Raw genomic sequence first — 22,519 nt, 5'->3', positions numbered from 1 at the left:
GCGAACGCGCGGGTTGGCGCGGCGGGGTGTCAGGCGAGGAGGGGAGGTCCGGTCGAAAGCGGCGGCGGTGCGGCGAGGCCGCGGCCGGGAATGGCCGCCATTGTTGCTGCGAACACCGGCATGGGCGTCGCGACGGGGCCTAGCTCGGGGAGCGGATCCGCGGCGGTCATCGGCTGCGCGGTGGCGGCGAACGGGCAGGGCTGGTCGCCCGGCGCCTTGTGCTTGGGAGCGGGCCGCTCGGCCAGTGCCTTGTCGAGCAACGCTTGACCCTCGGCAATCGCTGCCGGATTAATGCCATTGCACCAGCCGATCGCGACGCCCTGAGCGCGGGCCTCGGGCATGAAGCCGACGGGAAGCCGGAACAGCAGGGCACAGGCGAGCAGCAGCAGCGCGACGCGCCGCCATCTGGTCTGACCGGTTACCGAAGCCTTCATCGCGCCGCCTCTCGCTCAGTTGAACGCGCGGGGCAAGTGGACGTTTCGTCCACCCCCCGCGCTTGAAACTGGTGCTGCTGCGGCCAGCTATTGGTAGCATTCGCGGCACTGCCCGGCGCAGCGGCACTTGCCTGCCGCTCGGGCGGCTCGTCCAACCCGGCAAGGAGGCATCATGGCGCGAAGACGCGATTTCCTGGCTGGCGCGGGCGCATCGACGCTTGCGGCGCCGCTCGGGCAGACGGCAAGCGCCGCGCCCGCGATGCGGCCGTTCACCTTGCCCTTTACCAGCGTCATCCCCCTCAAGGGCCGCAACGGCGTCGCCTACGAACTCTTTGTCCGCGTGCCGCCCGATTATGCGAGGGGCAAGGCGCGCTATCCGACGGTGTGGACGCTCGACGCGGATTACAGCTTTCCGGTCTGCGGCCCGCATCTCGAGCATCTGGCCGACAGGCTGCATATTCCCGAGCAGATCCTCGTCTCGATCGCCTATCCCAGGGTCTATCCCGATATGGACCGCTATCGTGGCGAGCGGACGCGCGACTATACGCCGCTGCATTTCCCGACAGGCAGCTATGGCCCGCTCTATCAGGAGAAGTCGGGCGGGGGGCCGGCATTCCTGAAGATGATCGCAGAGCAGGCGATCCCGATGATCGAGCGGCTGTTTCGCACCGATCCCGCCCAGCGCACCCTGTGCGGACACAGCTATGGCGGGCTGTTCGCGTCCTGGGTGCTGCAGGAGCATCCCGAGCTGTTCGACCGCTATCTGATCGTCAGTCCCTCGCTCTGGTATGCCGAAAAGTGGCTGCTCGAGCGCGAGGAGCGCAAGGAATATAAGCCCCTGCCGCGCGCGACGCGGGTGTGGTTGGGGATCGGCTGGTGGGAGGAGCAGGCGCCGGGCGGGATGGTCAGCGACATGAAGCGGTTTGCCGAGCTGCTTGGTGTCCGCGGCGACGCGAAGCTGACGGTCGAGAGCAGGATCTTCGGTGACGAAAGCCATGCCAGCATTTTCCCCGCGGCTTTCTCGACGGGGATGCGGCACCTCTATCCGGTCGATTGGCTCGCCGCAGCCGCCGATCCCGCGCAGCGCGGGGAGGGGTGCCCTAGCCCGTGACGGGGAGGCGCAGTGCGCCGTCTTCTTCGTAATGGAGCTCGCTATAGGCAGTGACGGCGTCGAGCGTCAGATCGCCATAGATATGCGGGAAGAGCTGGCCGCCGCGCGATTTCTCCCATTTCACTGCGTCGCCGAGCGCGTCGAGATCGACCGCTGCGAGCCACAGGCCGGTCTGGCCGGCAAAATGCTTGTCGAGCGTTTCCTTGAGCTGGGCGATGGTGGAGAGGTGGATATAACCGTCCTGCTGGTCGACCGGGGCGCCCTTGAAGGTGCCGGATTCGAGCTCGGCCATTTGTTCGGAGGTGAGGACTTTGTACGCGGTGTTTTCGGGCATCTTGTTTCCTTTGTCGGAAGCGTAACGAGCGATGCCCTGAACGGCTCCCCGGCGAAGGCCGGGGCCCAGTTGCACAGGTTGCAGTAAGCGGGCGATCTGCACGCCTTCAGCCGGTGGCAACTGGGCCCCGGCCTGCGCCGGGGTGGTGTTATTACTCGCCGTCCTCCGGGCCCGCGGCCAGATCCTCGCCGGTGTCGCCATCGGGCGTCGGTTCTGCGGCGACCGGGCCATCGCCCAGATCGACTTCGGCCTCATCTTCGCTCTCCTCGATCCGCGCGGCCGAGACGACATGCTCGTCGTCGGCGACGCGGAAGAGGATGACGCCCTGCGTATTGCGGCCAGTGACGCGGACCGAGCCGACCGTCGTGCGGATCAGCTTGGCCTGATCGGTCACCAGCATCAGTTGCTCGCCATTATGCGCCGGGAAGCTCGCGACGACGGGGCCGTTGCGATCCGAACTGACGATGTTGGTGATGCCCTGGCCGCCGCGATTGGTGCGGCGATATTCGTAGGCCGAAGTGCGCTTGCCGTAGCCGTTCGCGGTGACCGTGAGGACGAACTCTTCGGCTCCCTCAAATTCGGCCATGCGTTCGGGTGAAAGCGTGACTTCGCGGTCGCCTTCCTTCCACGGGGCGGCCTTGAGGTAATCCTCGCGTTCCTGTGGCGTGGCTGCGAAGCCGCGCAGCACCGACATCGAGATGACCTCGTCGCCATCGGCCAGCCGCGCGCCGCGCACGCCGGCCGAATCGCGGCTCTGGAACTCGCGGACGTCGGTCGCGGCGAAACGGATCGCGCGGCCCTGCTTGGTCGCGAGCAGGACGTCGTTATCCTCGGTTAGCAGCGACACGCCGATCAGGCGATCCTCGGACCCCTCCTCGAAGCGCATGGCGATTTTGCCGTTGGTGCGGATGTTTGCGAACGCATCCATTGAGTTGCGGCGGACCGAACCCTTGGCGGTGGCGAACATGACGTGGAGATCGCCCCAGGTCGCCTCGTCCTCAGGAAGCGGCAGGACGGTGGAGATCGTCTCGCCTGTCGCCAGCGGCAGCAGGTTGATCATCGGCCGGCCGCGCGTGGCCGGGCCGCCTTCGGGCAGGCGCCAGACCTTCATCCGATAGACCTTGCCCTCGGTCGAGAAGAACAGGACCGGTGTATGCGTCGAGGTGACGAAGAGATGCGTAACCGCATCCTCATCCTTGGTCGCCATGCCGGCGCGGCCCTTGCCGCCCTTGGCCTGGGCGCGGAAGGTGTCGAGCGGGGTGCGCTTGATATAGCCTTCCATGGTCACGGTGACGACCATGTCCTCGCGCTCGATCAAGTCCTCGTCCTCGATCCCGTCGGCGGCGGCGGCGATCTCGGTGCGGCGCGGTGTCGCATAGGCGTCGCGGACAGCAGTGAGCTCCTCGACGATGACTTCGTAAAGGCGCGCGCGATTGCCCAGGATTTCGAGCAGTTCGGCGATCGTCTGCGCAAGCTTGGCAAGCTCGTCGCCGATCTCGTCACGACCGAGGCCGGTGAGGCGGTGGAGGCGCAGGTCGAGGATCGCGCGGACCTGTACGTCGCTCAGGCGATAGGTGTCGCCGGTGACTTCGACTTCGACGGCTTCGACCAGCTTGATATAGCTGGCGATCTCGGCGATCGGCCATTCGCGGACGAGCAGCCGCTCACGCGCCACGGCCGGGCTCGGCGAACCGCGGATGATCTTCACCACTTCGTCGAGATTGGTGACGGCGATGACCAAGCCCAGCAACACGTGCGCACGGTCGCGCGCCTTGGCGAGCTCGAACTTCGAGCGGCGCGTGATGACTTCTTCGCGGAACTTGACGAAGGCTTCGATGATATCGCGCAGGTTGAGCGTTTCGGGGCGCCCGCCGCGGATCGCGAGGATGTTTGCCGGGAAGGACGACTGTGCCGGCGTGTTGCGCCAGAGCTGGTTGAGCACGACTTCGGGAGTCGCGTCGCGCTTGAGGTCGATGACGATGCGGACGCCTTCGCGGTTCGATTCGTCGCGAATGTCGCTGATGCCCTCGATCCGCTTTTCCTTCGCGGCCTCGGCGATCAGCTCGACCAGGCGGTTCTTGCCCTGCTGGTAGGGGATTTCGGTGAGCACGATTGAGCGGCGCTCGCCGCGCTGCTCGGTGGTGTGGCGGCTGCGGACCATGATCGAGCCGCGGCCGGTCTGATAGGCCGAACGGCAGCCCGAACGGCCAAGGATGATGCCTCCGGTCGGGAAATCGGGGCCGGGCACGATCTCCATCAGCTCTTCGACCGAGATCGCGCCATTCTCGATATAGGCGAGGCAGGCGTTGATCACTTCGCCAAGATTGTGCGGCGGGATGTTGGTCGCCATGCCGACAGCGATGCCGCCGGCGCCGTTGACCAGCAGATTCGGATAGCGCGCCGGGAGGACCGTCGGCTCGCTTTCGGAGCCGTCATAATTGTCTTGGAAGTCGACCGTGTCCTTGTCGATGTCATCGAGCAAGGCGCTGGCGACCTTGGCCAGGCGCGCTTCGGTGTAGCGCATCGCCGCGGGCGGATCGGGATCCATCGAGCCGAAATTGCCTTGGCCATCGATCAGCGGCACCCGCATCGCCCAATCCTGGGCCATGCGCGCCATCGCGTCATAGATCGAGCTGTCGCCGTGCGGATGGTATTTACCCATCACGTCACCGACCAGGCGGGCAGACTTGCGATAGGCACGCCCGGCGACATAGCCACCTTCCTGCGCGGCATAGAGGATGCGGCGGTGGACGGGCTTGAGACCGTCGCGGACGTCGGGCAGGGCGCGCGCCACGATCACGCTCATCGCGTAATCGAGGTAGCTGGTCTTCATCTCGTCGACGATCGAGATCGGGGTAATGTCCGAAGGGTCGGCGAGGATGGTCTCGTCGGTCAAGGTATCTGGTTTCCGATTGGCTTGGAGTTTGTTGAGACAGCCCTAGCCGCCCCATGCCCCGCTGCCAAGCCTCGCGCGCTCACGCGTGCGCACTATACGCGCGAGCGGCAGGAGCCTGGTTCTAGAGGTCGCGGACGCCGCAGGCGATGGCGATGGCGATCGGCTCACCAAGCGGCATCGATGCCGAGATCTGGTTGCCGAGCAATTCGGTGAACTGATCACCGCTATTCACGCCCCGCTTCGCGAGTTCGGTGTCCGAGAGCTTGCCGGTCAGCGGTGTGAGCACCGCCTCGATCCGCTCCAGCGGCATGCCGTCGCCCTTGTCTTCCTTGAGCGCCTGGGCCGCGCCCTGGAGCATCGAGAGCGTGCCGAAGCACAGCAGGTCGCGATCGAAGGGGTCGGCCGGGAGCCTGGACGGCTGCACAGAGGCCGGACGCTTGAAGCGCTTCTCGCATGCCGGGACCAGCGCCTCTGCCGCGGCCGGATCGGTCACATCGGTGGCCGCGGCGCTGGACAGCTCCTGCAGGCGCGCCAGGAACGTCTTGCCGTCCGGGTTCGCGCGGACCGCGTGCATCGTATAATACATGAATTGCGAAGTCAGGCGGATCGGCGATGTCTTGCCGATGCCCGCGATCATAGTGACCTGCGCACAGGTCCTTGCCGCCGCGAACGGGTCTTCGGGCAGCGCCGAGGCCTGGGCCGAAGTCTGGGCGACGAGCGCAATGGCAGTCAGCAACATGAAGCGTCTCCCTGTAACCCGCGTCATAGCCCCGCCGCACCCGGGCATTCAATCAGCGTTAAGCCACTGTGCAGCAACGGAACCGGAGAGGCGCTTGTATGGCGCGGTGCGGCCAATTAGAGGGCAGTCCAAACCGACCGCTTCCCGTTGAGGAGAGTTTCACATGACGTTCGTTTCCAAGCTCGCGATGGCAGCCGTGCTGACGCTGGGCACCACTGCGCTCGGCGCATCGCCCGCCGCGGCGCAGAAGAAGGACGACAAGGCACAGGGCGCTGGGCCGCAGCTCAAGGTCAGCGACGAGTTCCGCAAGGCTGCCGCCGCTGCCGAGCCGCTGGTAAAGGCCAAGGACTGGACCAACGCCGACACCAGCCTTGCCGCAGCCGAAGCCGTCGCCAAGAATGACGACGAGAAATACTACGCCGCCTTCCTGCGCCTCCAGCTTGAGCTTGGGCGTAACAACGAAGACGGCCAGCTCAAGGCGATGAGCGTCCTCATTCCCAACCCGCGCACTCCGCCGGAAGCGGCGCGGGTCTACAATGCGGCGTTCAACTATGCGCTGGGTGCCCGCGCCTCCAAGGCCGGCAAGCATGCCGAAGTGATCCAGTACATGCTCAAGGCGCGTGAGGCCGGTTCGACCGAGACCGACGTACCGGTGCTGCTCGCCAATGCCTATTCGGCGACCGGCAAGCAGGCCGAATCGCTCGCCGAAGTCGATCGCGCGATCCAGCTCAGCAAATCGCAGGGCCGCAAGCCGCCCGAGACCTGGTATCAGTTCGCGATCCCGAAGGTGAACGCGACCGGCGATCGCGCCGCGATGGTTTCATGGCTGACTCGCTTCATCACTGAATATCCGACGCTCAAGAACTGGCATTGGGCGATCCAGGTGTTCCGCAGCACGGCGCCCGCCGGCGCGAACGCCAAGGTCGAGAAGATCGACCTTTACCGCCTGATGCGCGCCACCAAGGCGCTGCCCAATCGCGGCGACTATGCCGATTATGCCTTTGCGGTGCAGTCGGGCGGGTTGCCTTGGGAAGCGGTTGCCGTGATCGACGAAGGCCGCAAATCGGGCAAGATCCCGGCCGGCGACGCCGATGTCGGTCGCACCTACACGGCGGCACAGGCGCAAGTGAAGGCCGAAGGTTCGCTCGACGGTCTCGCCAAGCAGGCGGCAGCAGGCAAGGATGGCAAGGTTGCGGCGAACACCGGTGACGCGTTCCTCGCCTCGGGCAATTATGCACGCGCGGTGGAACTCTACGATCTGGCGCTGACCAAGGGTGGTGTGAATGCGGACGAGATCAATCTCCACCGCGGCATTGCCTATCAGCAGCTTGGCCAAAAGGATCAGGCCCAGACTGCCTTCGGCGCGGTCAAGGCCGGCCCGCTCGCCAACCTTGCGACGCTCTACCAGACCTCGCTCAACCTGCCGCCGCTCAGCTGAGCCGCGGCGGTCGCCGAGATACGAAAGGGGCGGCTCGCGAGCCGCCCCTTTTTGTTTCAGGGGACGGGAACGCCGGGCAGCGCCTTCGATGTGCGGATCGTCAGCGAGGTCTTCACATGCTCGACGTTCGGCGCAGTCGTCAGCTTGGTGGTCAGGATGCGCTGGAAGCTCTGCAGATCGGGGGCGACGATCTTGAGGATGAAATCGATCTCGCCGTTGAGCATATGGCATTCGCGGACTTCGGGGATCTCGGCGACGAGTTGCTGGAAGGCCTGCAGATCGCTCTCGGCCTGGCTCTTGAGGCTGACCATCGCGAAGACGGTGAGGTTGTAACCCAGCGCAACCGGGTCGAGCGCGGCATGATAGCCGGTGATCGCCCCGGATTGCTCAAGCGCACGCACGCGGCGCAGGCAGGGCGGGGCGGTAAGCCCGACGCGCTCGGCCAATTCGACATTGGTCATCCGCCCTTCATCCTGCAGAAGCGCAAGAATCCGTACGTCGATGTCGTCGAAGCGCATTTGGCCCCCTCTTGTGTTTGATTCGTGTGCGAATGATGCGCTTAAGCATAATATAATTACGCCGCAACGCAATTGTCCCACATTGGATCGTGCCGAAATCGGCTGTTCCTGAGGGGGGCTTCACCGGTTAAGGAATCGTTACGGCGCGCGTTACAGCGCCGGTGAATGGTGGGCTCAGGTTGCGCTTCGACGATACTCTTGAGACCGTGATGGCCGCCGATCTGGGCTCGCCTCAGGCTGCGCAATCGGCGTGGCGCCAGATCGTCGATCTGGTCGGGCGCAGGCGTGTTCCCGCGGAGGCGCTGGCAATGAGCGTGCTTCGTGGAATTCGCGCGCAAGTGCCGGTCACGGTGCGCGCCGCCAGCGCCCGCGCGCTCGAATTCGCCGATCCGCCGGCGCCGCTGGTGCGGCTGTTCGCAATGGACGAATTGAGCGTCGCACTGCCGGTGTTGCGCAATGCGCGGATGACCTCGGCCGAGTGGATCCAATTGCTTCCCGAACTTGCCCCCGCGGGCCGCGCAGTGCTTCGCAATCGCCGCGATCTCGGCCCGATCGTCAAGCGCGCCCTCGAAGCCTATGGCCCGATCGATTTCGTGCTGCCCGACGAAAGCGTCAAAGAGGCTGAGGCGCTGGTCGAACCACTGGCTGAGCCGTTGGCCGAGGCGCAGGCTGAACCGGTCGCCGAGGTCCCGGCCGAGCCAGTCGTGGAACTGCGGCACCAGGAGATTGCCGTCGAATTGGTGCCGATTGCGGCAGAGCCTGAGATCGTGCCCGAGGCTGAAGTCGAAGCCCCAGAAGCTGACGAGGCCGAGCCGGTTGAGGCGGAACTGCTGGCGCCGATCATCGAGCCGATGCTGGCCGAGGCGGAGCCCGCCGAGGCGATCGTCACCGTTTCGGATGATGCTTTGACGCCAGTTGAAGCCGAACCGTCCGAAATGGATATTTTGTCGGAGGTTATCCCTTCAACTATCCAAGAAGACGAGGATTTCTCGTTCGTAGCGCTTGCCGTTACGGCCGTGGCCCTGCCTGTTTCTGAAGTTGCGGCGGCTGGCCAGAGCGAAGTTGGTTCTCCCGCGATCCAAAGCGGGACAGTCGAGTCAGTCGCGCCCGCCGAAGCGATTGCGCCCGAGCTGGACGGCGCACAGGGTCTGGCCATGGAGCAGGCCGATCTATCTGTTGTGGAGCCGTCTGGGGACGCCTTCGGAGTGCTGGCCGGAAACGCGCCGAGCGATCCGGCGAGCGATGGCGGAACCTTCGAAATCGCCGAAGTCGTGGCGCGTATCGACGCATTCTGGCGCAACCGTGAAGACACGGTGCCGGTGCCGCTGCCGCCCGCAGATAATTTCCGCTTCGAAACCGATGCCAAGGGCGTGTTCCGCTGGGTCGAGGGCGTCAGCCGCGCCCCCTTGGTCGGGCTGTCGCTCGACGTGCAATCGGGCGCGCCGGAGACTTCGCGCGTCGACGGTGTCGCCGCGGGGGCCTTCCGCCGCCGCGCCGGTTTCTCGAATGCGCGGCTGGCGATCGAAGGCGAATCGGATGCCACGGGCGATTGGCTGATCTCGGCGATCCCAGTGTTCGATCCTGCCAATGGTCGCTTTACCGGCTATCGCGGCACCGGCCGCCGCCCGCGCGCCGACGAACGCGCTGAGCCTGTGCGTCAGGCGGCGCCCGCCATCCCCGCGGATTCGCTCCGCCAATTGGTCCATGAGCTGCGCACGCCGACCAATGCCATCGCCGGCTTCGCCGAGATGATCGAGAGCCAGATCCTTGGCCCCGTCAGCGATCCGTATCGCGATCGCGCCGGGACGATCCGCGCCCAGGCTCGCGAGTTGCTCGGGGCCATCGACGATCTCGATTTAGCCGCGCGGATCGACAGCGCCGCACTGTCGCTGATCCCCGGCCGCGTCGCGCTCCGCCCCGTGCTGTCGGGCATTGCCGACGATCTTGCGCAACTGACCGAGCTTCGCGGCTCGATGCTTGCGCTGCCGATCGACGATTTTGGCGTCATGGGCGATCGCCGCGCAGTCGAACGGCTCCTTGCGCGCCTGCTCGCCACCCTGGTCTCCGCCAGCGGCCCTGGGGAGCGGATCGGGGTGCAGCTGATCGAAACCAATGACGCCATGGTGTCGATCGCGATTGATCGCCCGCGGGCGCTCGCCGATTACCCGGGGGATTCGGTGCTTGGGATCGATGACGAGCGTGAGGATGCGACATTGCTCGGCACCGGCTTCGCGCTGCGCCTGGCGCGCAACCTTGCCCGCGAACTGGGCGGTGCGCTGGTAATCGAGCCGGAGAGCTTGACTTTGCGCCTCCCGGCCTCCGACAACGCAGATCGTGGATCAGGCGCATCTGAGCTGAAGTGAGGGAAGGGGCTCCCGACCGGGAGGGCGCCTATCGCGTCCCCGCGCCTGCGCCCCAGAGCCGCGTCGATTGGCCCGCGGCGTTCGGCACGCGGTTCACGGTGTGCGTCGATACCGAAGAGGAATTCGACTGGACCAAGCCGTTCGACCGCAATGCACGCGGAGTGAGCCATATGGCGGCGATGCCGGCCGCGCATGCCCGCTTCGCGGCGCACGGAGTTCCGCTAACCTATCTCGTCGATCACCCGATCGCGACGTCACCCCTGGCGATTGACGCACTCGGGCCGTTGCTCGACGGTCGATCGGTCGTCGGTACCCAGCTTCACCCCTGGGTGAACCCGCCATTTGACGAAGATGTCAGTAGTTTCAACAGTTTCACCGGCAATCTGCCTATTGCATTGCAAGAGTCGAAACTGGTTGTTTTGACCGACGCGATAACTGCCGCCTTCGGCGAACGCCCGGTCATCTATCGTGCCGGACGCTATGGCGTCGGTCCCGAGACGCGGGAACTGCTGGCCCGCCACGGCTATCGCGCCGACACTTCGATGCGCTCGGGGTATGACTATTCGCGCGAAGGCGGTCCAGATTTCACTGCCGTGCCCAATCATGCCTTCCGGTTGGGCCCGATCCTCGAATTGCCGCTGACGACCGTCTATACCGGCTGGGGCAGGCGGGGTGGCGTGGGACTGCACCGCGCGCTGGATCGGGTCCCCAAGGGCCATGGCGTCGCATCGCGGCTCGGCATGCTCTCGCGCATCGCACTCACGCCCGAGGATATGCCGCTCAGCGAAGCGCTGGAAGCGGTGCGGATCGCGCTGGGCGAGGGCCTGCGCCTGCTCAATTTCGCGTTTCACTCGCCCTCGGTCGAGCCCGGGCATACGCCCTATGTGCGCGACACCGCCGATCTCGCGGCGTTCTTCCGGTGGTGGGATGAGATATTCGCTCTGCTCGATCGGCTCGGCGCAGCGCCAGCGTCGCTTGCCGAGATCCTTGCCGCTGCCGAATGAAGCTGGTGGGCCCGGCAGGACTCGAACCCGCAACCAAGCCGTTATGAGCGGCCGGCTCTAACCAATTGAGCTACAGGCCCCCAGCCGGACCGCCCTAGCGGATGGCGGGGCAGGGCTGCAAGTCGCGGTTAGCAAAGCATATCCGGGCCCTAATCTGGATTAAGACAATTGCTTGTTAAACAAGGATTTGTCCGCCCGATGGTTACGCTTGCTTCACGATTTCGGCGTATCCCGAGCCTATGGAATGGACGACGCACCCGCTGTTGATCCTGGTTGCCACCTTTTGCGTCGTGGCGGCCATTGCCTCGCTGCGCCGTCGTTCCACCGTGCATCTGGCCGTGATCGACGAAGCGCTGGAGCGAGTCCGCAGCGGCGAGAAGGGCGTGCGGCTGGAGCCGCTGGCTTGGGGTCGCGATGCCCGGACGATCAGCCGTTTCAACGCAGCGCTTGCCGAGATCGAGGCGGGATCGTTCGATTGGGACCACGCTTCGCCCGAAGAAAGCGCAATGTTCAAGGACTTGCGCACCGAAACGGCGGCGCCGGATGGCACCATCACTTATGTTGCCGTCGTCGAAATCGATCGTTTTACGACCCTGCGCCAGAGCATTGGTTATCGGCTCGCAAATCTGGTGCTCGCGCAATTGGGCCAGCGGGTCCGGGCTGCGATCGAGACTGCCGAACTGGGTCGCATCGGCCGCGCGACCATCGAGTTCGCGTTCAAGGCGACTTCGCTCGGCGAAGCGCAACTGCGGCTGATGGGCGCAATCGAGGCGCTCGAGCGGCGCCTGGTCATCGATGATTATTCGTTCGACCTTTCGGTCGCGATCGGTTTCGCCGATGCCGGCAACAGCTCCATCCGCGACGAGCTCGTCGATCAGGCGGCGGCCGCGCTCACTGCGGCGCAGAGCGAGCGCGTCAAGGTCTGCTTCGCCGACGCCGCGATCCTCGATCAGAACAGTCTGGTCGATCTCGAACTGATGCGCGCGCTGCCGCTGGCGCTGGCCGCAGGGGAGATCGACCTGCATTATCAGCCCAAGCTCGATTCGCGCTCCAACGAGATCAATTCGGTGGAGGCGCTGGTGCGCTGGCACCGGCCCGAAAGCGGCCTGGTCCCGACCGACCGGTTCATCGCGCTGGCCGAAGAGACCGGCGCGATTCGCGAACTCACCGAATGGGTGATTGCCCGCGCAGTCCGGGATCAGAAAACTCTGAGAGAACAGGGCTTTGAGATAGAGATATACGTCAATATCTCAGGACAGCTTTTGCCCGATCTAGATTTCGCGCGCGCCGCGTTGGACCTGGTGGACGGCGCCTGCGGCAAGATCGGTTTCGAGATCACAGAGACCGCCGTGATTGGCGATCCCGATGCGGCGTTGGCCAATCTGCATGAGTTTACCAATGCCGGCATCCGCATTGCGATCGACGATTACGGTTCGGGGCTGTCCTCGCTGGCTTATCTGAAGCAATTGCCCGCGCACGAACTCAAGATCGACCGGATGTTCGTCAGCGGGCTCACCGACAGCCACCGCGATCCGCTGTTGGTGCGCTCGTCGATCGATCTTGCCCACGCACTCGAGATGGAAGTGACGGCCGAGGGCGTAGATGACGCCATGGCGCTGTCGCTGCTGCGCGTGATGGGGTGCGATCTGCTCCAAGGCTATTTCATCTCGCCCCCGATTCCGCTGGATAAGCTGATCGGTTTTCTGGGCGACGAGGAGGAGCTGAAGCGCTTCTCGGCGGCAGCGGGCGGGCAGTGGCCGCTCTTCGGAGCTGCTTGAATCAAACCTATGATAAGGGACACATTTTTTTGTCCCTAACGCGCTTTTTACTCTCTCCATTACGAAGCGACTCAGCTTCACTACGTAAAAGGAGTGCTCAATTCTAAGGCGATGCAGGGTCGTCTTCAGGAGGGGCTAACCGTAATGAACTCGAGCAATTTGCTTCGTGCATGTCTGCTATCGGCCACCGCCATGTGCGCGTCGGCCGGGCTTTCCACTGCAGCGAGCGCACAGACCGCGCCCGCCGCTCCGGCTCCGGCCGAGACGCCGGCACCCAGCGCGACGACTGACCCCAAGCCAGTCAAGACCTTCAGCGGATCACTGACGCCCTATATCGGCAACATCCGCACCTTTACGGGCGATATCGATCCCAAGATCGGTAACATCCGGACGTTCAGCGGGGACCTGAGCCCGTATATCGGCAACATCCGCACGTTCAGCGGCGAGATCAATCCGTTCATCGGCAACATCCGGACCTTCTGGGGCGACCTGGCCCCCAAGGCCGGCGAGCTCGATCCGATGATCGGCAACATCCGCACCTTCTCGGAGACGTTCAACGCCTCGAGCAAGGACACGCTGACCTATTGGCTCAACATCCGCACCTTCGGCGAAGCGCCCGGCGATTACAGCACGCTCACGAGCAAGCTCTCCGGCATCATCGCCCAGGCCAAGACCGCCTGGGGCAGCCAGGTTCAGGCACGCACCGGCAAGAGCTTCGAAGAGGCGTTCGTGGCGCCGATGCTCGCCAAGTACGGCATCGACCTGGGCAATCCCAAGTCGCTGGCAAAGCTCGACAGCTATAGCCGCCAGATGTTTTTCCTCGATTGGTATGACCAACTCACCGAGTTTTCGGGGATGGATCACGTGGATCACTGGATGAAGACGGTCAATTGGTCGCCTTCGGTCACCAAGACGATCGGCGAAGGCCGGCGCTCGGTAATCGGGTTGCTCGATTTCACGGTCACCGGAGAGGGCGCGCAGAACGTCACCAAATATGACGGCATCTCGACCTTCTCGAACGGCCATGGCGCTGCCGTCGCGAGCCTGATGATCGCCGCGCATGACGGCAAGGGCGTGATGGGCCTGGCGCCGATGGCGTCCGTCGTCGCGTACAATCCGTTCGACAATTCGGGCACCGCCAACTGGACCGATGTTCGCAATGGCGTGCTGATGCTCGCGCAGAACAATGCCAGCATCGTCAATATGTCGCTCGGCGAGCCGGGCTGGACGCTGCCGCAGGGCTGGAACGACGTGTTCGGCGACGCCCAGGTGTCGGAATTCGCCAAGAAGTCGATTTTCGTCCTCGCCGCGGGCAATGACGGCATCGTCCAGACCAAGAACGTCGTGTGGGACAAATCGAACCCGTACATGATCGTGGTCGGCTCGGTCGGTCCCAACGACACGATCTCGCCCTTCTCGAACCAGCCGGGCAATGTCTGCCTCACCAAGGCTGACGGCAAATGCGATCCCGGCATGAAGCTGATGGAGCGCTTCATCACTGCGCCGGGCGAGATGATCCTCGTCTCGGACGGCATGGGGGGCGTCACGCGCGTCTCGGGGACGTCGTTCGCCGCGCCGCTGGTATCCGGCACGATCGCGCTGCTGCACGATCGCTGGCCGTGGCTCGCAAACTATCCCAAGGAATCGGTCGACATCATCCTCAAGTCGGCGCGCGACGTCGGCGCTCCCGGGGTCGATGCGGTCTATGGCCGGGGTATCCTCGACGTGACCGCAGCGCTTTCGCCGCTGAGCTTCGCCGATCTGAAATGGTATCAGTATGATGCCAAGGGCAAGATCGTGGAGACCCAGGAGAAGAAGATCCGCGATCCGAAGGAGCAGGCCAAGTGGGAAGCCGCGGGCATGTTCTTCTATGCCTATGAGGATATCGGAAACACCTTCCGCGATTTTGCCATCCCGGTTTCTTCGAAGCTGGTTGACGGCACCTCGGTTTCGCTTAGCGGGTCCACCAACCTGCTGCAGACCTATATCTACAGCCGCTACCTCGCCTGGGCGAGCGCTTCGGCGGGCTCGAAATCCGGTAAGGGCTTCACCGGCTTTGCGTATTCGGCGCCGATCCCGAACAATTCGGGGCTCCGCCTCAGCATGGGCGTAGCCCCGCGCACCGAGCGTGTCGGCTTCCGTCATGGCAATCTGCCTTATCAGACGGCGATCCGCCTCGAATCGCCCGGCGAGCGCGTCTCGTTCACCTTCGGCGAGGGCGACGGCGCTGTGCAGCTGGCAGGTAGCGGCACCTTCGGCATGCCTTCCGATTTCGATCCGGCCACCGGCGGCGCCAATCCGCTGATGGGCTTCGCATCGGGCGGCGGCTATGTCGGCACCGAAGTGCGGCTCGGCGCGAACTGGAGCGTCTCGGGTGGTCTTACCCAGCGCACCCTGCGCCGCGACGTCCGCCAACTCGACATGATGTCGCAGTTCGCACTGGGCGCAGTCGATCCGTACAAGGCGGGCTCACAATATGTGACCGTCCGCTACGGCAATTCGGGCGCGGCGGTGAAGGCCAGCTATACCCGGCTCCGCGAAGATAATGCGCTGCTGGGCATCCAGTCGCTCGATCCGAACGACTTCGCCCAGGGCAGCACGACCGAAGGCGCGAGCCTGGCCGCCGACCTTGAAATCACGCCGACGCTCTCCGTTGCCGCCACCGGCACGCTGAGCCGCACGCGGACCCCGAGCTCTGCCAGCATCTCGACATCGGGCGGCGGGCTGGTCAGCACATCGTTCCAGATGGGCGTGACCAAGCAGGGGCTGTTCGGGAAGAAGGACCTTGCCCGCATCACTCTGGCTCAGCCGATGCACATGGAGCGCAGCAGTGTCGATCTGACGACGGTCCAAGTTATCAATCGCCAGACCGGCGAGCTTGGCCCCGTCACCCAGCGCTTCAACCTTGGGGTTCCGGAGCGGCAATATGTCAGCGAAGTGATGTATGGCCGGTCGATAATGGATGGCACCGCTCAGTTCAGCCTGTTCGGACGCGTCACCCTCAACGGCCGCGAGACCGACATCCTGCCCAGAGCCACTGCCGGCGCGGCGTTCCGCCTGGCTTTCTAACCCTCCCCGCCGCCGGCTCCTTTCCTGGGCCGGCGGCGAACCCTTTGATACTGCCTTAATATTTCCCCGCTATCGGTAGCGCTCGCTACAAGGAGGGGGGCGCCATGCGCGTCGTCGCGTTGATCATGTTTTTGGCGGCGCTGGGGGCGCCACCGTCCGCTGCCCAGCCAAGGGCAGCGAGCAGTGCGGCCGACCCGGCCTATGCCCGGTTCGAGGCCGCGGTTGCCGAAGCCAAGACCGCAATGATGGCGGATCCCGAACAGGCGCTGCGCAAATCCGAACAGGCGATCACCCGCGCCAAGGAACTGGCGCCGTCGAGCAAGGCCGAGGTCGCGCTGGCGACCGCCGAATGGCTCAAGGGCGAGTCGTTCATGTTCCTCAACCAAGCCGACAAGGCAGTGCCGCTCGTCACCACCGCGCTTGCCCGCGTCGAGCGCAACGCCCCCCGTTCCAAGCTGCACGGCGATCTGATGCGCTCACGCGGGGCAATCGCAGCGGCCAAGGGCAATGTCGTGGCGGCGATGGCCGACTATCAGCGCGCGCACGATATCTTCCGCGACGCCAAGGAGGCGCGCAGCCAGGCGATCGCGCTCCAAGAGATCGGGATGATCTATTCCGAGGCAGGCGACTATACGCGCACGCTCGAATATTATTCCCAGGCGGCCGAGCTCTACGACAAGGAGCCGGCTTTCCGCCTGACCACCCACAACAATCGGGCCGAAGTGCTCCGCAAGCTCAAGCGCTTCGGAGAAGCCGAGGCCGATTTCCAGGTGGCGCTGAAAAGTGCGCGCGAGCTGAAAAGCCCGCTTCTCGAAACCCGCATCCTGTCCAATCTCGCCTCGGCGCAAATCGAGGGCGGCAAGGCGGCAGCCGCGCAGCGCACCATCGACGAAGCACAGCGCTTGTCGCGCTCGGGCGAGGCTGCGGGCTGGAAGCCGTTCGTGCTCGGCGCGGCGGCGAAGATCGCGGCGGCGCGCGGCAATCTCTCGCTGGCCGCCAGCCTGCTCCAACGCGCCTTTGCCGGCGCCGATGTCGCGACCACGACGATGGACTTCCGCGAATATCACGAGCTCGCCGCCGGCGTGTTCGAGAAGCTCGGCGACCAGACCCAGGCGCTGGCGCACCTCAAGGCGTTCCAGCGCCTCGACAGCGAAGCGCGCAACCTCGTCGCGACGGCCAGTTCGCAGCTGATGGCCGCCGAATTCGACTCCGCCAACCAGAAGCAGAAGATCGTCGAGCGCGACGCGCGCATCAAGCAACAGGAGGCCGAGTTCCGCTCGAACCTGCTGACCGGGCTGATCGTTGCCGGCGGCATCGTCTTTGCGCTTCTGCTGGTCAGCGCGCTGCGCATCCGCCGCAGCCGCAATCAGGTCCGCGCGGCCAACGTCGTGCTCGGCCAGACCAACGAAGCGCTCGAAAAGGCGCTCAAGGCCAAGACCGAGTTCCTGGCGACGACCAGCCACGAGATCCGCACCCCGCTCAACGGCATTCTCGGCATGACTCAGATCCTGCTCACCAATCGCAAGCTCGATCCCGAGATGCGCGAGCAGGTCCAGGTCGTCCACGGTGCCGGCGAATCGATGCGCGCGCTGGTCGACGATATTCTCGACGTCGCCAAGATGGAGACCGGCGAAGTCGTGGTCGCCTGCGAGGAAGTCGAGTTCAAGCGCATCCTCGAGGATGCCGCGCGGCTGTGGAGCGGCCATGCCGCCGCCAAGGGCTTGGCGCTCGATCTCGATATCGATGCGGCGCCGGTGTTGATCCGCTCGGACGCCGCCCGGCTTCGTCAGGTCGTTGCCAATCTGCTCTCCAACGCGATCAAATTCACGCTCGAAGGCAGCGTCCGGCTGGCCTCGCGGGTCGAGCATGGCGAAGTCGTGATCGAAGTGCGCGATACCGGGATCGGCATTCCCGAGGACCAGCAGCAGCTGGTGTTCGAGGCGTTCCATCAGGTAGATGGCGGCACGACGCGCCAGTTCAGCGGCACCGGGCTGGGGCTGTCGATCTGCCGTAGCCTCGCCGAGGCACTGGGCGGCGCGATCCGCCTCGAGAGTCGGGTAGGGGAGGGATCGACCTTCACCCTGCGCTTTCCCGCGGAGGTGCTCGCCGAGCCACAGCAGGACCGCGTCCAGGCTGCCCGGCCCGAGACCCTTGAGACTGCTCGCGTCCTCCTGGTCGAGCGCAATGCGATGACGCAGGGCGTGTTCCGCGCCTTGCTCGAGCCGCGGGTCGGCGCAGTCGATTGCGTGGAGGACGGCGCAGCCGCGATCGCGGCGATCGGCACCGGCACTACCGATCACCTCCTGCTCGAGGCGGCCTCGGGTACGGTCGAAGGCCTGTCGCCGCTGGATAGCCTCAAGGCAGTGATTGAAGCTGCGCACGCCGCCGAAATCCCGGTGACCTTGCTGCTGGCGCCTAGCGAGGAGCTGCCGTTGGGCGACGTAGCGGTGCTTGGAGCGACTCAGTTCGTGCTCAAGCCCGTTGGCGGCGCCCAGCTGGTCGCGACGCTGCGCGACGCATATTCGCTGCCGGCTACAGACTATTCGAGCGCGGCATGATCGCGGCTAATCAATCGTTTACGCCCAGCTTTTACAGTCTGGCCGGTTAGGAGCGTATCGCGATGCAAGTGCTGTTCGTCGAAGACGATGCCATGAACCGCCGTGTCGTGAAGGACATGCTGCGCGTGGTTGGCGCGAACATGGAAGAAGCGGCGGACGCCGAGACCGGCCTCAAGATGATCGAGGAAGGGACCTACAACATCATCCTGATGGACCTGCGCATGCCCGGCATGGACGGGCTCACCGCGATCAAGCATCTCCGCTCGAACACTGCGGCGGCCAAGGCCACGCTCCCGGTGATCGTCGTCACGGCCGACACCGCGATCGACCTGCGCGAACAATGCATGCAGGCCGGCGCCGACGAAGTGATCCTCAAGCCCGTTGCCATGGGCGCGTTGCTCAACGCGATGGGCCGCATGGTCGCCAAGGGGTCGGCAGACGACATCGTCCTGAGCTGAGCCAATACGATCGATGAATGCGAGTGCACCCTCTATTCAGGCACGTGCCCCGCGCGAAAGCGTGTTGCTGAGCGCCGAGGTCGCCACGTTCGGCGGCGGCGCGCCCAGCAAGCACCGCATCCGCGACTTGTCCGCAACCGGTGCGCGGATCGATCAGGCTGGGATGCTGGGCTCGGGCGCGACCGTGCTCGTGTCGGTCGGGCTGCTCGACGCCGTCGGCGCGACGGTCATCTGGGTGAAGGATGGCGTCGCCGGATTGAAGTTCGCGGTGCCGATCGATCCCGACGCCGCCCGCGCCAAGGCAGCACTGCGGCCCCCGGGTTTGCGGCGATTGTCGTGAAATCCATCAAAGGCTTTGCCGCGCGGGATCATCTGTTCTAAGCGCGCCCAGCGTCGGGGAGTGGCGCAGTCCGGTAGCGCGCCTGCTTTGGGAGCAGGATGTCGCAGGTTCGAATCCTGTCTCCCCGACCATCTCCCCAATATTCTCAGTCCGGATCGGCTTCCTCCGCAATCCGCGCGGGCACCTCCGGCAGGCGACCGTCGAGCGCCGCTGCCAGCTTTTCGCGGTCCACGGCACCTTCCCAGCGGCCCACCACCACGGTGGCGACGGCGTTTCCGATAAAGTTGGTGAGGCTGCGGCATTCGCTCATGAAGCGGTCGACACCGAGGATCAGGGCCATGCCGGCGATTGGCACGCTCGGCACCACCGCCAGAGTCGCGGCCAGGGTGATGAAGCCCGAACCGGTTACCCCGGCCGCGCCCTTCGAGCTCAACATCGCCACGGCGAGTAGCAGCAATTGCTCGCTCAGCGTCAGATCGACATTGCACGCCTGGGCGATGAACAGTGCCGCGAGCGTCATATAGATATTGGTGCCGTCGAGATTAAACGAATAGCCGAGCGGCACCACCAGCCCGACGACCTGCTTGTCGACCCCCGCGCGCTCCATTTTCTCGACCAAAGCCGGTAGGGCGGATTCGGACGACGACGTGCCAAGCACCAGCAGCAATTCGCCCTTCAGGTAGCGCAGCAGCTTGAGGATCGAGAAACCCATGACGCGCGCGACCACACCGAGCACCACGAACACGAACAGCAGCGATGTGAGGTAGAAGCTGCCGACCAGCCAGGCGAGATTGGCGAGCGCGCCGATGCCATAAGCGCCGACGGTGAACGCCATCGCCCCGAACGCGCCCACCGGCGCCGCGTACATCACGATCCGGACCAGCCGGAACACGACCGCGCCGATCCGTTCGAGCATGTCGGTAACCGGGCGCGCCGGCTCGCCGACCAGGGCAAGCGATACGCCGAACAGGATCGCGACGAGCAGCACCTGCAGGATCGATCCGCTGGTCATCGCCGAGAACAAGGTCATCGGGATCATCGCCATGATGAAGCCGGTGATCGTCGTCTCGTGCGCCTTTTCCTCGAAGCCGTGGATCTTGCTGGCATCGAGCGTCGAGGGATCGACGTTCATGCCTGCGCCGGGCTGGATCACATGCGCGATGATCAGGCCGACGATCAGCGCCAGCGTCGAGAAGAACAGGAAATAGCCGAACGCCTTGAGCGCTACGCGCCCGGTCGACCCCAGCGCGCGCGAGCCGGCGATGCCGGTGGCAACGGTCAGGAAGATGACCGGCGCGATCACCATCTTGACCAGCGAGACGAACGCCAGCCCCAGCCATTCGCACGCCGCGCCCCATTCCGGTGCCAGGGCCCCGAGCGCTACGCCTGCGGCGATCCCGAACAGGACCCAGAAATAGAGATGCTGCCAGAAGGGGCGGGGCGCCGGGGGCGCCGCTGCATAATCGATCGCCACTGCCATCATCATTCTCCCTCAGGCCGCGCAACCATAGGCACGACCCGGAGAAGCCCCAACGAAAAAGGGCGCCCCCTTTGCAGGGAGCGCCCTTTCCTTAATCGTCAGGCCCGGATCCTGGGACCCGGGGCGAAGATCAGTGTGCGTTCGCCGAAGCTGAGTCAGCCTTGTTCTCGGCGACGGCTTCCTTGTTCTCGAGCACTGCTTCTGCAGTCGAGTTCGAGGTGTTGTCGGCTGCTGCGTCGTAGATCGCGGCGTTCGCTTCGTGCTGCTCGGCGACGTTCTCGGCAGTGGTGTTGGTCGGGGTGGTGTTGCAGGCGGCGAGCGAGGCAAGGCCGGCGGCTGCTGCAACGATAAGGATCTTCTTCATGCGGGTCGCTCCCAGTGGAACTTAAACGTTTCGCACACGGCCCGATTGGCCGACGCGAAATGTTGCAATAGCGCGGTTTTGGCCGTCGTCAATCTCATTTTCGACGAAATGAAGGCAGAAGAACACTTTCTTGCCTTATTTGACGCCTTTGGGAGCGTTCTGCCCTCATGTCATTTGGGCGCTGCCTTCGTTACGGGTCCGAGGTCTTCTGCCGCATTTGCCACAATTGCTATCGTCGCGGTCCATGCGGCGACGTTTTGGCGAAGCTGGACGGAATCGACCTTGTCGAGCGTGTCGTCAGGCGTGTGATGATAATCGAAATAGCGCAGCGCCGATTGGCTGAGATCGATGCCACCGCTGCCCGCACGGATAACTGCGCCCACGTCTGCGCCGCCCGTCGATGGCTCGCGGCCGCGGGCGATCCCGAGCGGTGCCAGTGCCGCGGCAAGGCGATCGCCAACCGGCTTGGCGCTCTCGGGAAGTGACATCTTCAGCTTCCAGATGCGGTCCGCGCCGGTATCCGATTCGCCGGCCACGGCGTGGAATTCATTCTTGTGGGCTTCGAAATAGGCTGCGCCGCCGAACACGCCCGGTTCCTCAGCGCCCGCCCAGAGGATGCGGATCGTGCGGCGCGGCTGGCCTGCTTCCATCACGCGCTTGGCGGCGGCGGTGACGATCCCGCAGCCCGAAGCATCGTCGATCGCGCCGGTGCCGAGATCCCAGCTATCGAGATGGCAGGCGACGAGGACGATGCCCGCGGCCGGATCGCTGCCCGGCACTTCGGCAATAACATTGCCCGATTCGCCCTGACCCTTGAATTCGGGAGTGACGACCAGCTTCATCCGCACCGGGCCGCGCTTGAGCAGTCGCTCGAGTTGCTCCGCGTCGGGCACCGAAAGCGCCGCCGCGGCAATCGGCTTCTGGTCCTTCGCCCATTCGGTGCCGCCGGTGTGCGGATTGCGGTGATAATCGGTGCCGATCGAGCGGATCAGGATCGCCGATGCGCCCTTGGTCGCCGCCACGCCCGGCCCCGTGCGCCGTGCACCGCCGAACGCGCCATATTGCGATCCGTCCTGCGTTGCGGTCATGCCGTGGCTGACGAATGCGATCTTGCCCTTGAGACTGCCGTCGGGCGCCGCCTGCAGATCGGCGAGGCTGGGGAAATAGACGATCTCGCCTTCCACGCCCTTCGCCCCCGTGCTTCCCGAATTGCCGAGCGCCGCGATCGTCAGCTTCTGCGCCGAACTCCCAAGCACTTCGGCCTTTTCCTCGCCGCGCACCCAGACCGGCATCTTGAAGGTCTCGATGCGGACATTCCGGAAGCCCAATGCCGTCAGTTTCTTCACGCTCCAGCCGCGCGCGCGCGCTTCCGCCTCGGTCGCCGCCAGCCGCTGACCGATCTCGGTCGTCAGCCCCTCGGTGATTTCCCAGGCAAGATCGTCCTTGAGCGCCGCATCGCGCAACGCCGCCACGTCGGGCGTAGTCTGGGCAAAAGCGGTAAGGGGAAGGGCGAGGGCCGCGGCGGCCGCGAGCAGGGTGCGCTTGTTCATGGCAGCAGGTGCTAGCCACCCCCGAAACATTTGCCAATCCGCAGCCTAGTTTCCGCTTCGTTTCAGTGCTGCGAATTGCCAAGCG

General features: G+C 64.9%; 17 protein-coding genes and 2 tRNA genes. 10 read left to right on the top strand and 9 right to left on the bottom strand.

Translation table 11 applies throughout. From position 1 onward, the window contains the following. Positions 1-29 precede the first annotated feature (29 nt). Positions 30-434 (bottom strand): hypothetical protein, encoded by a 405-nt coding sequence (locus ACZZZM_RS12560; protein WP_463595429.1) that lies wholly within the window; start codon positions 432-434, stop codon positions 30-32. A gap of 172 nt (positions 435-606) precedes the next feature. Here ACZZZM_RS12560 and ACZZZM_RS12555 point away from each other — a divergent pair, with 172 nt between their 5' ends. After that, a complete protein-coding gene (locus ACZZZM_RS12555; protein WP_463595428.1) occupies positions 607-1,545 on the top strand; it encodes an alpha/beta hydrolase in 939 nt (312 codons plus the stop codon). On the opposite strand, the gene ACZZZM_RS12550 is transcribed toward ACZZZM_RS12555, so the two are convergent. The 3 genes from ACZZZM_RS12550 to ACZZZM_RS12540 all read right to left on the bottom strand — a co-directional run bounded on the left by ACZZZM_RS12550 (position 1,535) and on the right by ACZZZM_RS12540 (position 5,514). Continuing rightward, a complete protein-coding gene (locus ACZZZM_RS12550; protein ID WP_463595427.1) occupies positions 1,535-1,879 on the bottom strand; it encodes a DUF952 domain-containing protein in 345 nt (114 codons plus the stop codon). The genes ACZZZM_RS12555 and ACZZZM_RS12550 overlap by 11 nt on opposite strands. A 151-nt stretch (positions 1,880-2,030) precedes the next feature. Beyond that, on the bottom strand, positions 2,031-4,775 hold the full coding sequence (gyrA, locus tag ACZZZM_RS12545; RefSeq protein ID WP_463595426.1) for a DNA gyrase subunit A: 2,745 nt from the start codon (positions 4,773-4,775) through the stop codon (positions 2,031-2,033). Positions 4,776-4,896: 121 nt separating this feature from the next. Continuing rightward, positions 4,897-5,514 carry a hypothetical protein gene (locus ACZZZM_RS12540; protein ID WP_463595425.1) on the bottom strand — a complete coding sequence of 206 codons (618 nt, stop codon included), beginning with the start codon at positions 5,512-5,514 and terminating at the stop codon, positions 4,897-4,899. Between the two features lie 163 nt (positions 5,515-5,677). Here ACZZZM_RS12540 and ACZZZM_RS12535 point away from each other — a divergent pair, with 163 nt between their 5' ends. Beyond that, the gene (locus ACZZZM_RS12535; RefSeq protein WP_463595424.1) at positions 5,678-6,952 is read left to right on the top strand and encodes a tetratricopeptide repeat protein; all 1,275 of its coding nucleotides are present in this window, start codon (positions 5,678-5,680) and stop codon (positions 6,950-6,952) included. Between the two features lie 56 nt (positions 6,953-7,008). On the opposite strand, the gene ACZZZM_RS12530 is transcribed toward ACZZZM_RS12535, so the two are convergent. Next, positions 7,009-7,470, bottom strand: a complete 462-nt coding sequence (locus ACZZZM_RS12530; protein WP_463595423.1) for an Lrp/AsnC family transcriptional regulator — start codon at positions 7,468-7,470, stop codon at positions 7,009-7,011. Positions 7,471-7,649: 179 nt separating this feature from the next. Between ACZZZM_RS12530 and ACZZZM_RS12525 the strand changes: the two genes are divergently transcribed. Next, positions 7,650-9,833 carry a sensor histidine kinase gene (locus tag ACZZZM_RS12525; RefSeq protein WP_463595422.1) on the top strand — a complete coding sequence of 728 codons (2,184 nt, stop codon included), beginning with the start codon at positions 7,650-7,652 and terminating at the stop codon, positions 9,831-9,833. Further along, the gene (locus ACZZZM_RS12520; protein WP_463595421.1) at positions 9,830-10,837 is read left to right on the top strand and encodes a polysaccharide deacetylase family protein; all 1,008 of its coding nucleotides are present in this window, start codon (positions 9,830-9,832) and stop codon (positions 10,835-10,837) included. Before ACZZZM_RS12525 ends, ACZZZM_RS12520 begins: the two co-directional genes overlap by 4 nt. Positions 10,838-10,840: 3 nt before the next feature. On the opposite strand, the gene ACZZZM_RS12515 is transcribed toward ACZZZM_RS12520, so the two are convergent. Next, a tRNA-Ile gene (locus tag ACZZZM_RS12515) sits at positions 10,841-10,917 on the bottom strand. A gap of 159 nt (positions 10,918-11,076) precedes the next feature. On the opposite strand from ACZZZM_RS12515, the gene ACZZZM_RS12510 reads away from it, so the two are divergent. The 6 genes from ACZZZM_RS12510 (at position 11,077) to ACZZZM_RS12485 (ending at position 19,171) form a co-directional block, all read left to right on the top strand. Continuing rightward, a complete protein-coding gene (locus tag ACZZZM_RS12510; RefSeq protein ID WP_463595420.1) occupies positions 11,077-12,615 on the top strand; it encodes an EAL domain-containing protein in 1,539 nt (512 codons plus the stop codon). Between the two features lie 144 nt (positions 12,616-12,759). Then, a complete protein-coding gene (locus ACZZZM_RS12505) occupies positions 12,760-15,684 on the top strand; it encodes a S8 family peptidase (protein WP_463595419.1) in 2,925 nt (974 codons plus the stop codon). Between the two features lie 104 nt (positions 15,685-15,788). Then, positions 15,789-18,242 carry a tetratricopeptide repeat-containing sensor histidine kinase gene (locus tag ACZZZM_RS12500; RefSeq protein WP_463595418.1) on the top strand — a complete coding sequence of 818 codons (2,454 nt, stop codon included), beginning with the start codon at positions 15,789-15,791 and terminating at the stop codon, positions 18,240-18,242. A gap of 62 nt (positions 18,243-18,304) precedes the next feature. Beyond that, a complete protein-coding gene (locus ACZZZM_RS12495; protein ID WP_463595417.1) occupies positions 18,305-18,700 on the top strand; it encodes a response regulator in 396 nt (131 codons plus the stop codon). Between the two features lie 13 nt (positions 18,701-18,713). Further along, on the top strand, positions 18,714-19,040 hold the full coding sequence (locus ACZZZM_RS12490) for a PilZ domain-containing protein (protein WP_463595416.1): 327 nt from the start codon (positions 18,714-18,716) through the stop codon (positions 19,038-19,040). A 54-nt stretch (positions 19,041-19,094) separates the two neighbouring features. After that, positions 19,095-19,171: transfer RNA gene (locus tag ACZZZM_RS12485), tRNA-Pro, on the top strand. Positions 19,172-19,185: 14 nt separating this feature from the next. Here ACZZZM_RS12485 and dctA read toward each other — a convergent pair. The 3 genes from dctA to ACZZZM_RS12470 all read right to left on the bottom strand — a co-directional run bounded on the left by dctA (position 19,186) and on the right by ACZZZM_RS12470 (position 22,434). Next, positions 19,186-20,514, bottom strand: coding sequence for a C4-dicarboxylate transporter DctA (gene dctA / locus ACZZZM_RS12480; RefSeq protein ID WP_463596440.1), 1,329 nt, complete (start codon positions 20,512-20,514; stop codon positions 19,186-19,188). Between the two features lie 136 nt (positions 20,515-20,650). After that, positions 20,651-20,884, bottom strand: a complete 234-nt coding sequence (locus ACZZZM_RS12475) for a hypothetical protein (RefSeq protein WP_463595415.1) — start codon at positions 20,882-20,884, stop codon at positions 20,651-20,653. 170 nt (positions 20,885-21,054) lie between these two features. Further along, positions 21,055-22,434, bottom strand: a complete 1,380-nt coding sequence (locus ACZZZM_RS12470; protein ID WP_463595414.1) for a M28 family peptidase — start codon at positions 22,432-22,434, stop codon at positions 21,055-21,057. Positions 22,435-22,519: the final 85 nt, after the last annotated feature.

The sequence above is a fragment of the Sphingomonas sp. AC522 genome (genome assembly GCF_979258125.1).
This window is presented reverse-complemented; position numbering and strand designations above follow the sequence as displayed.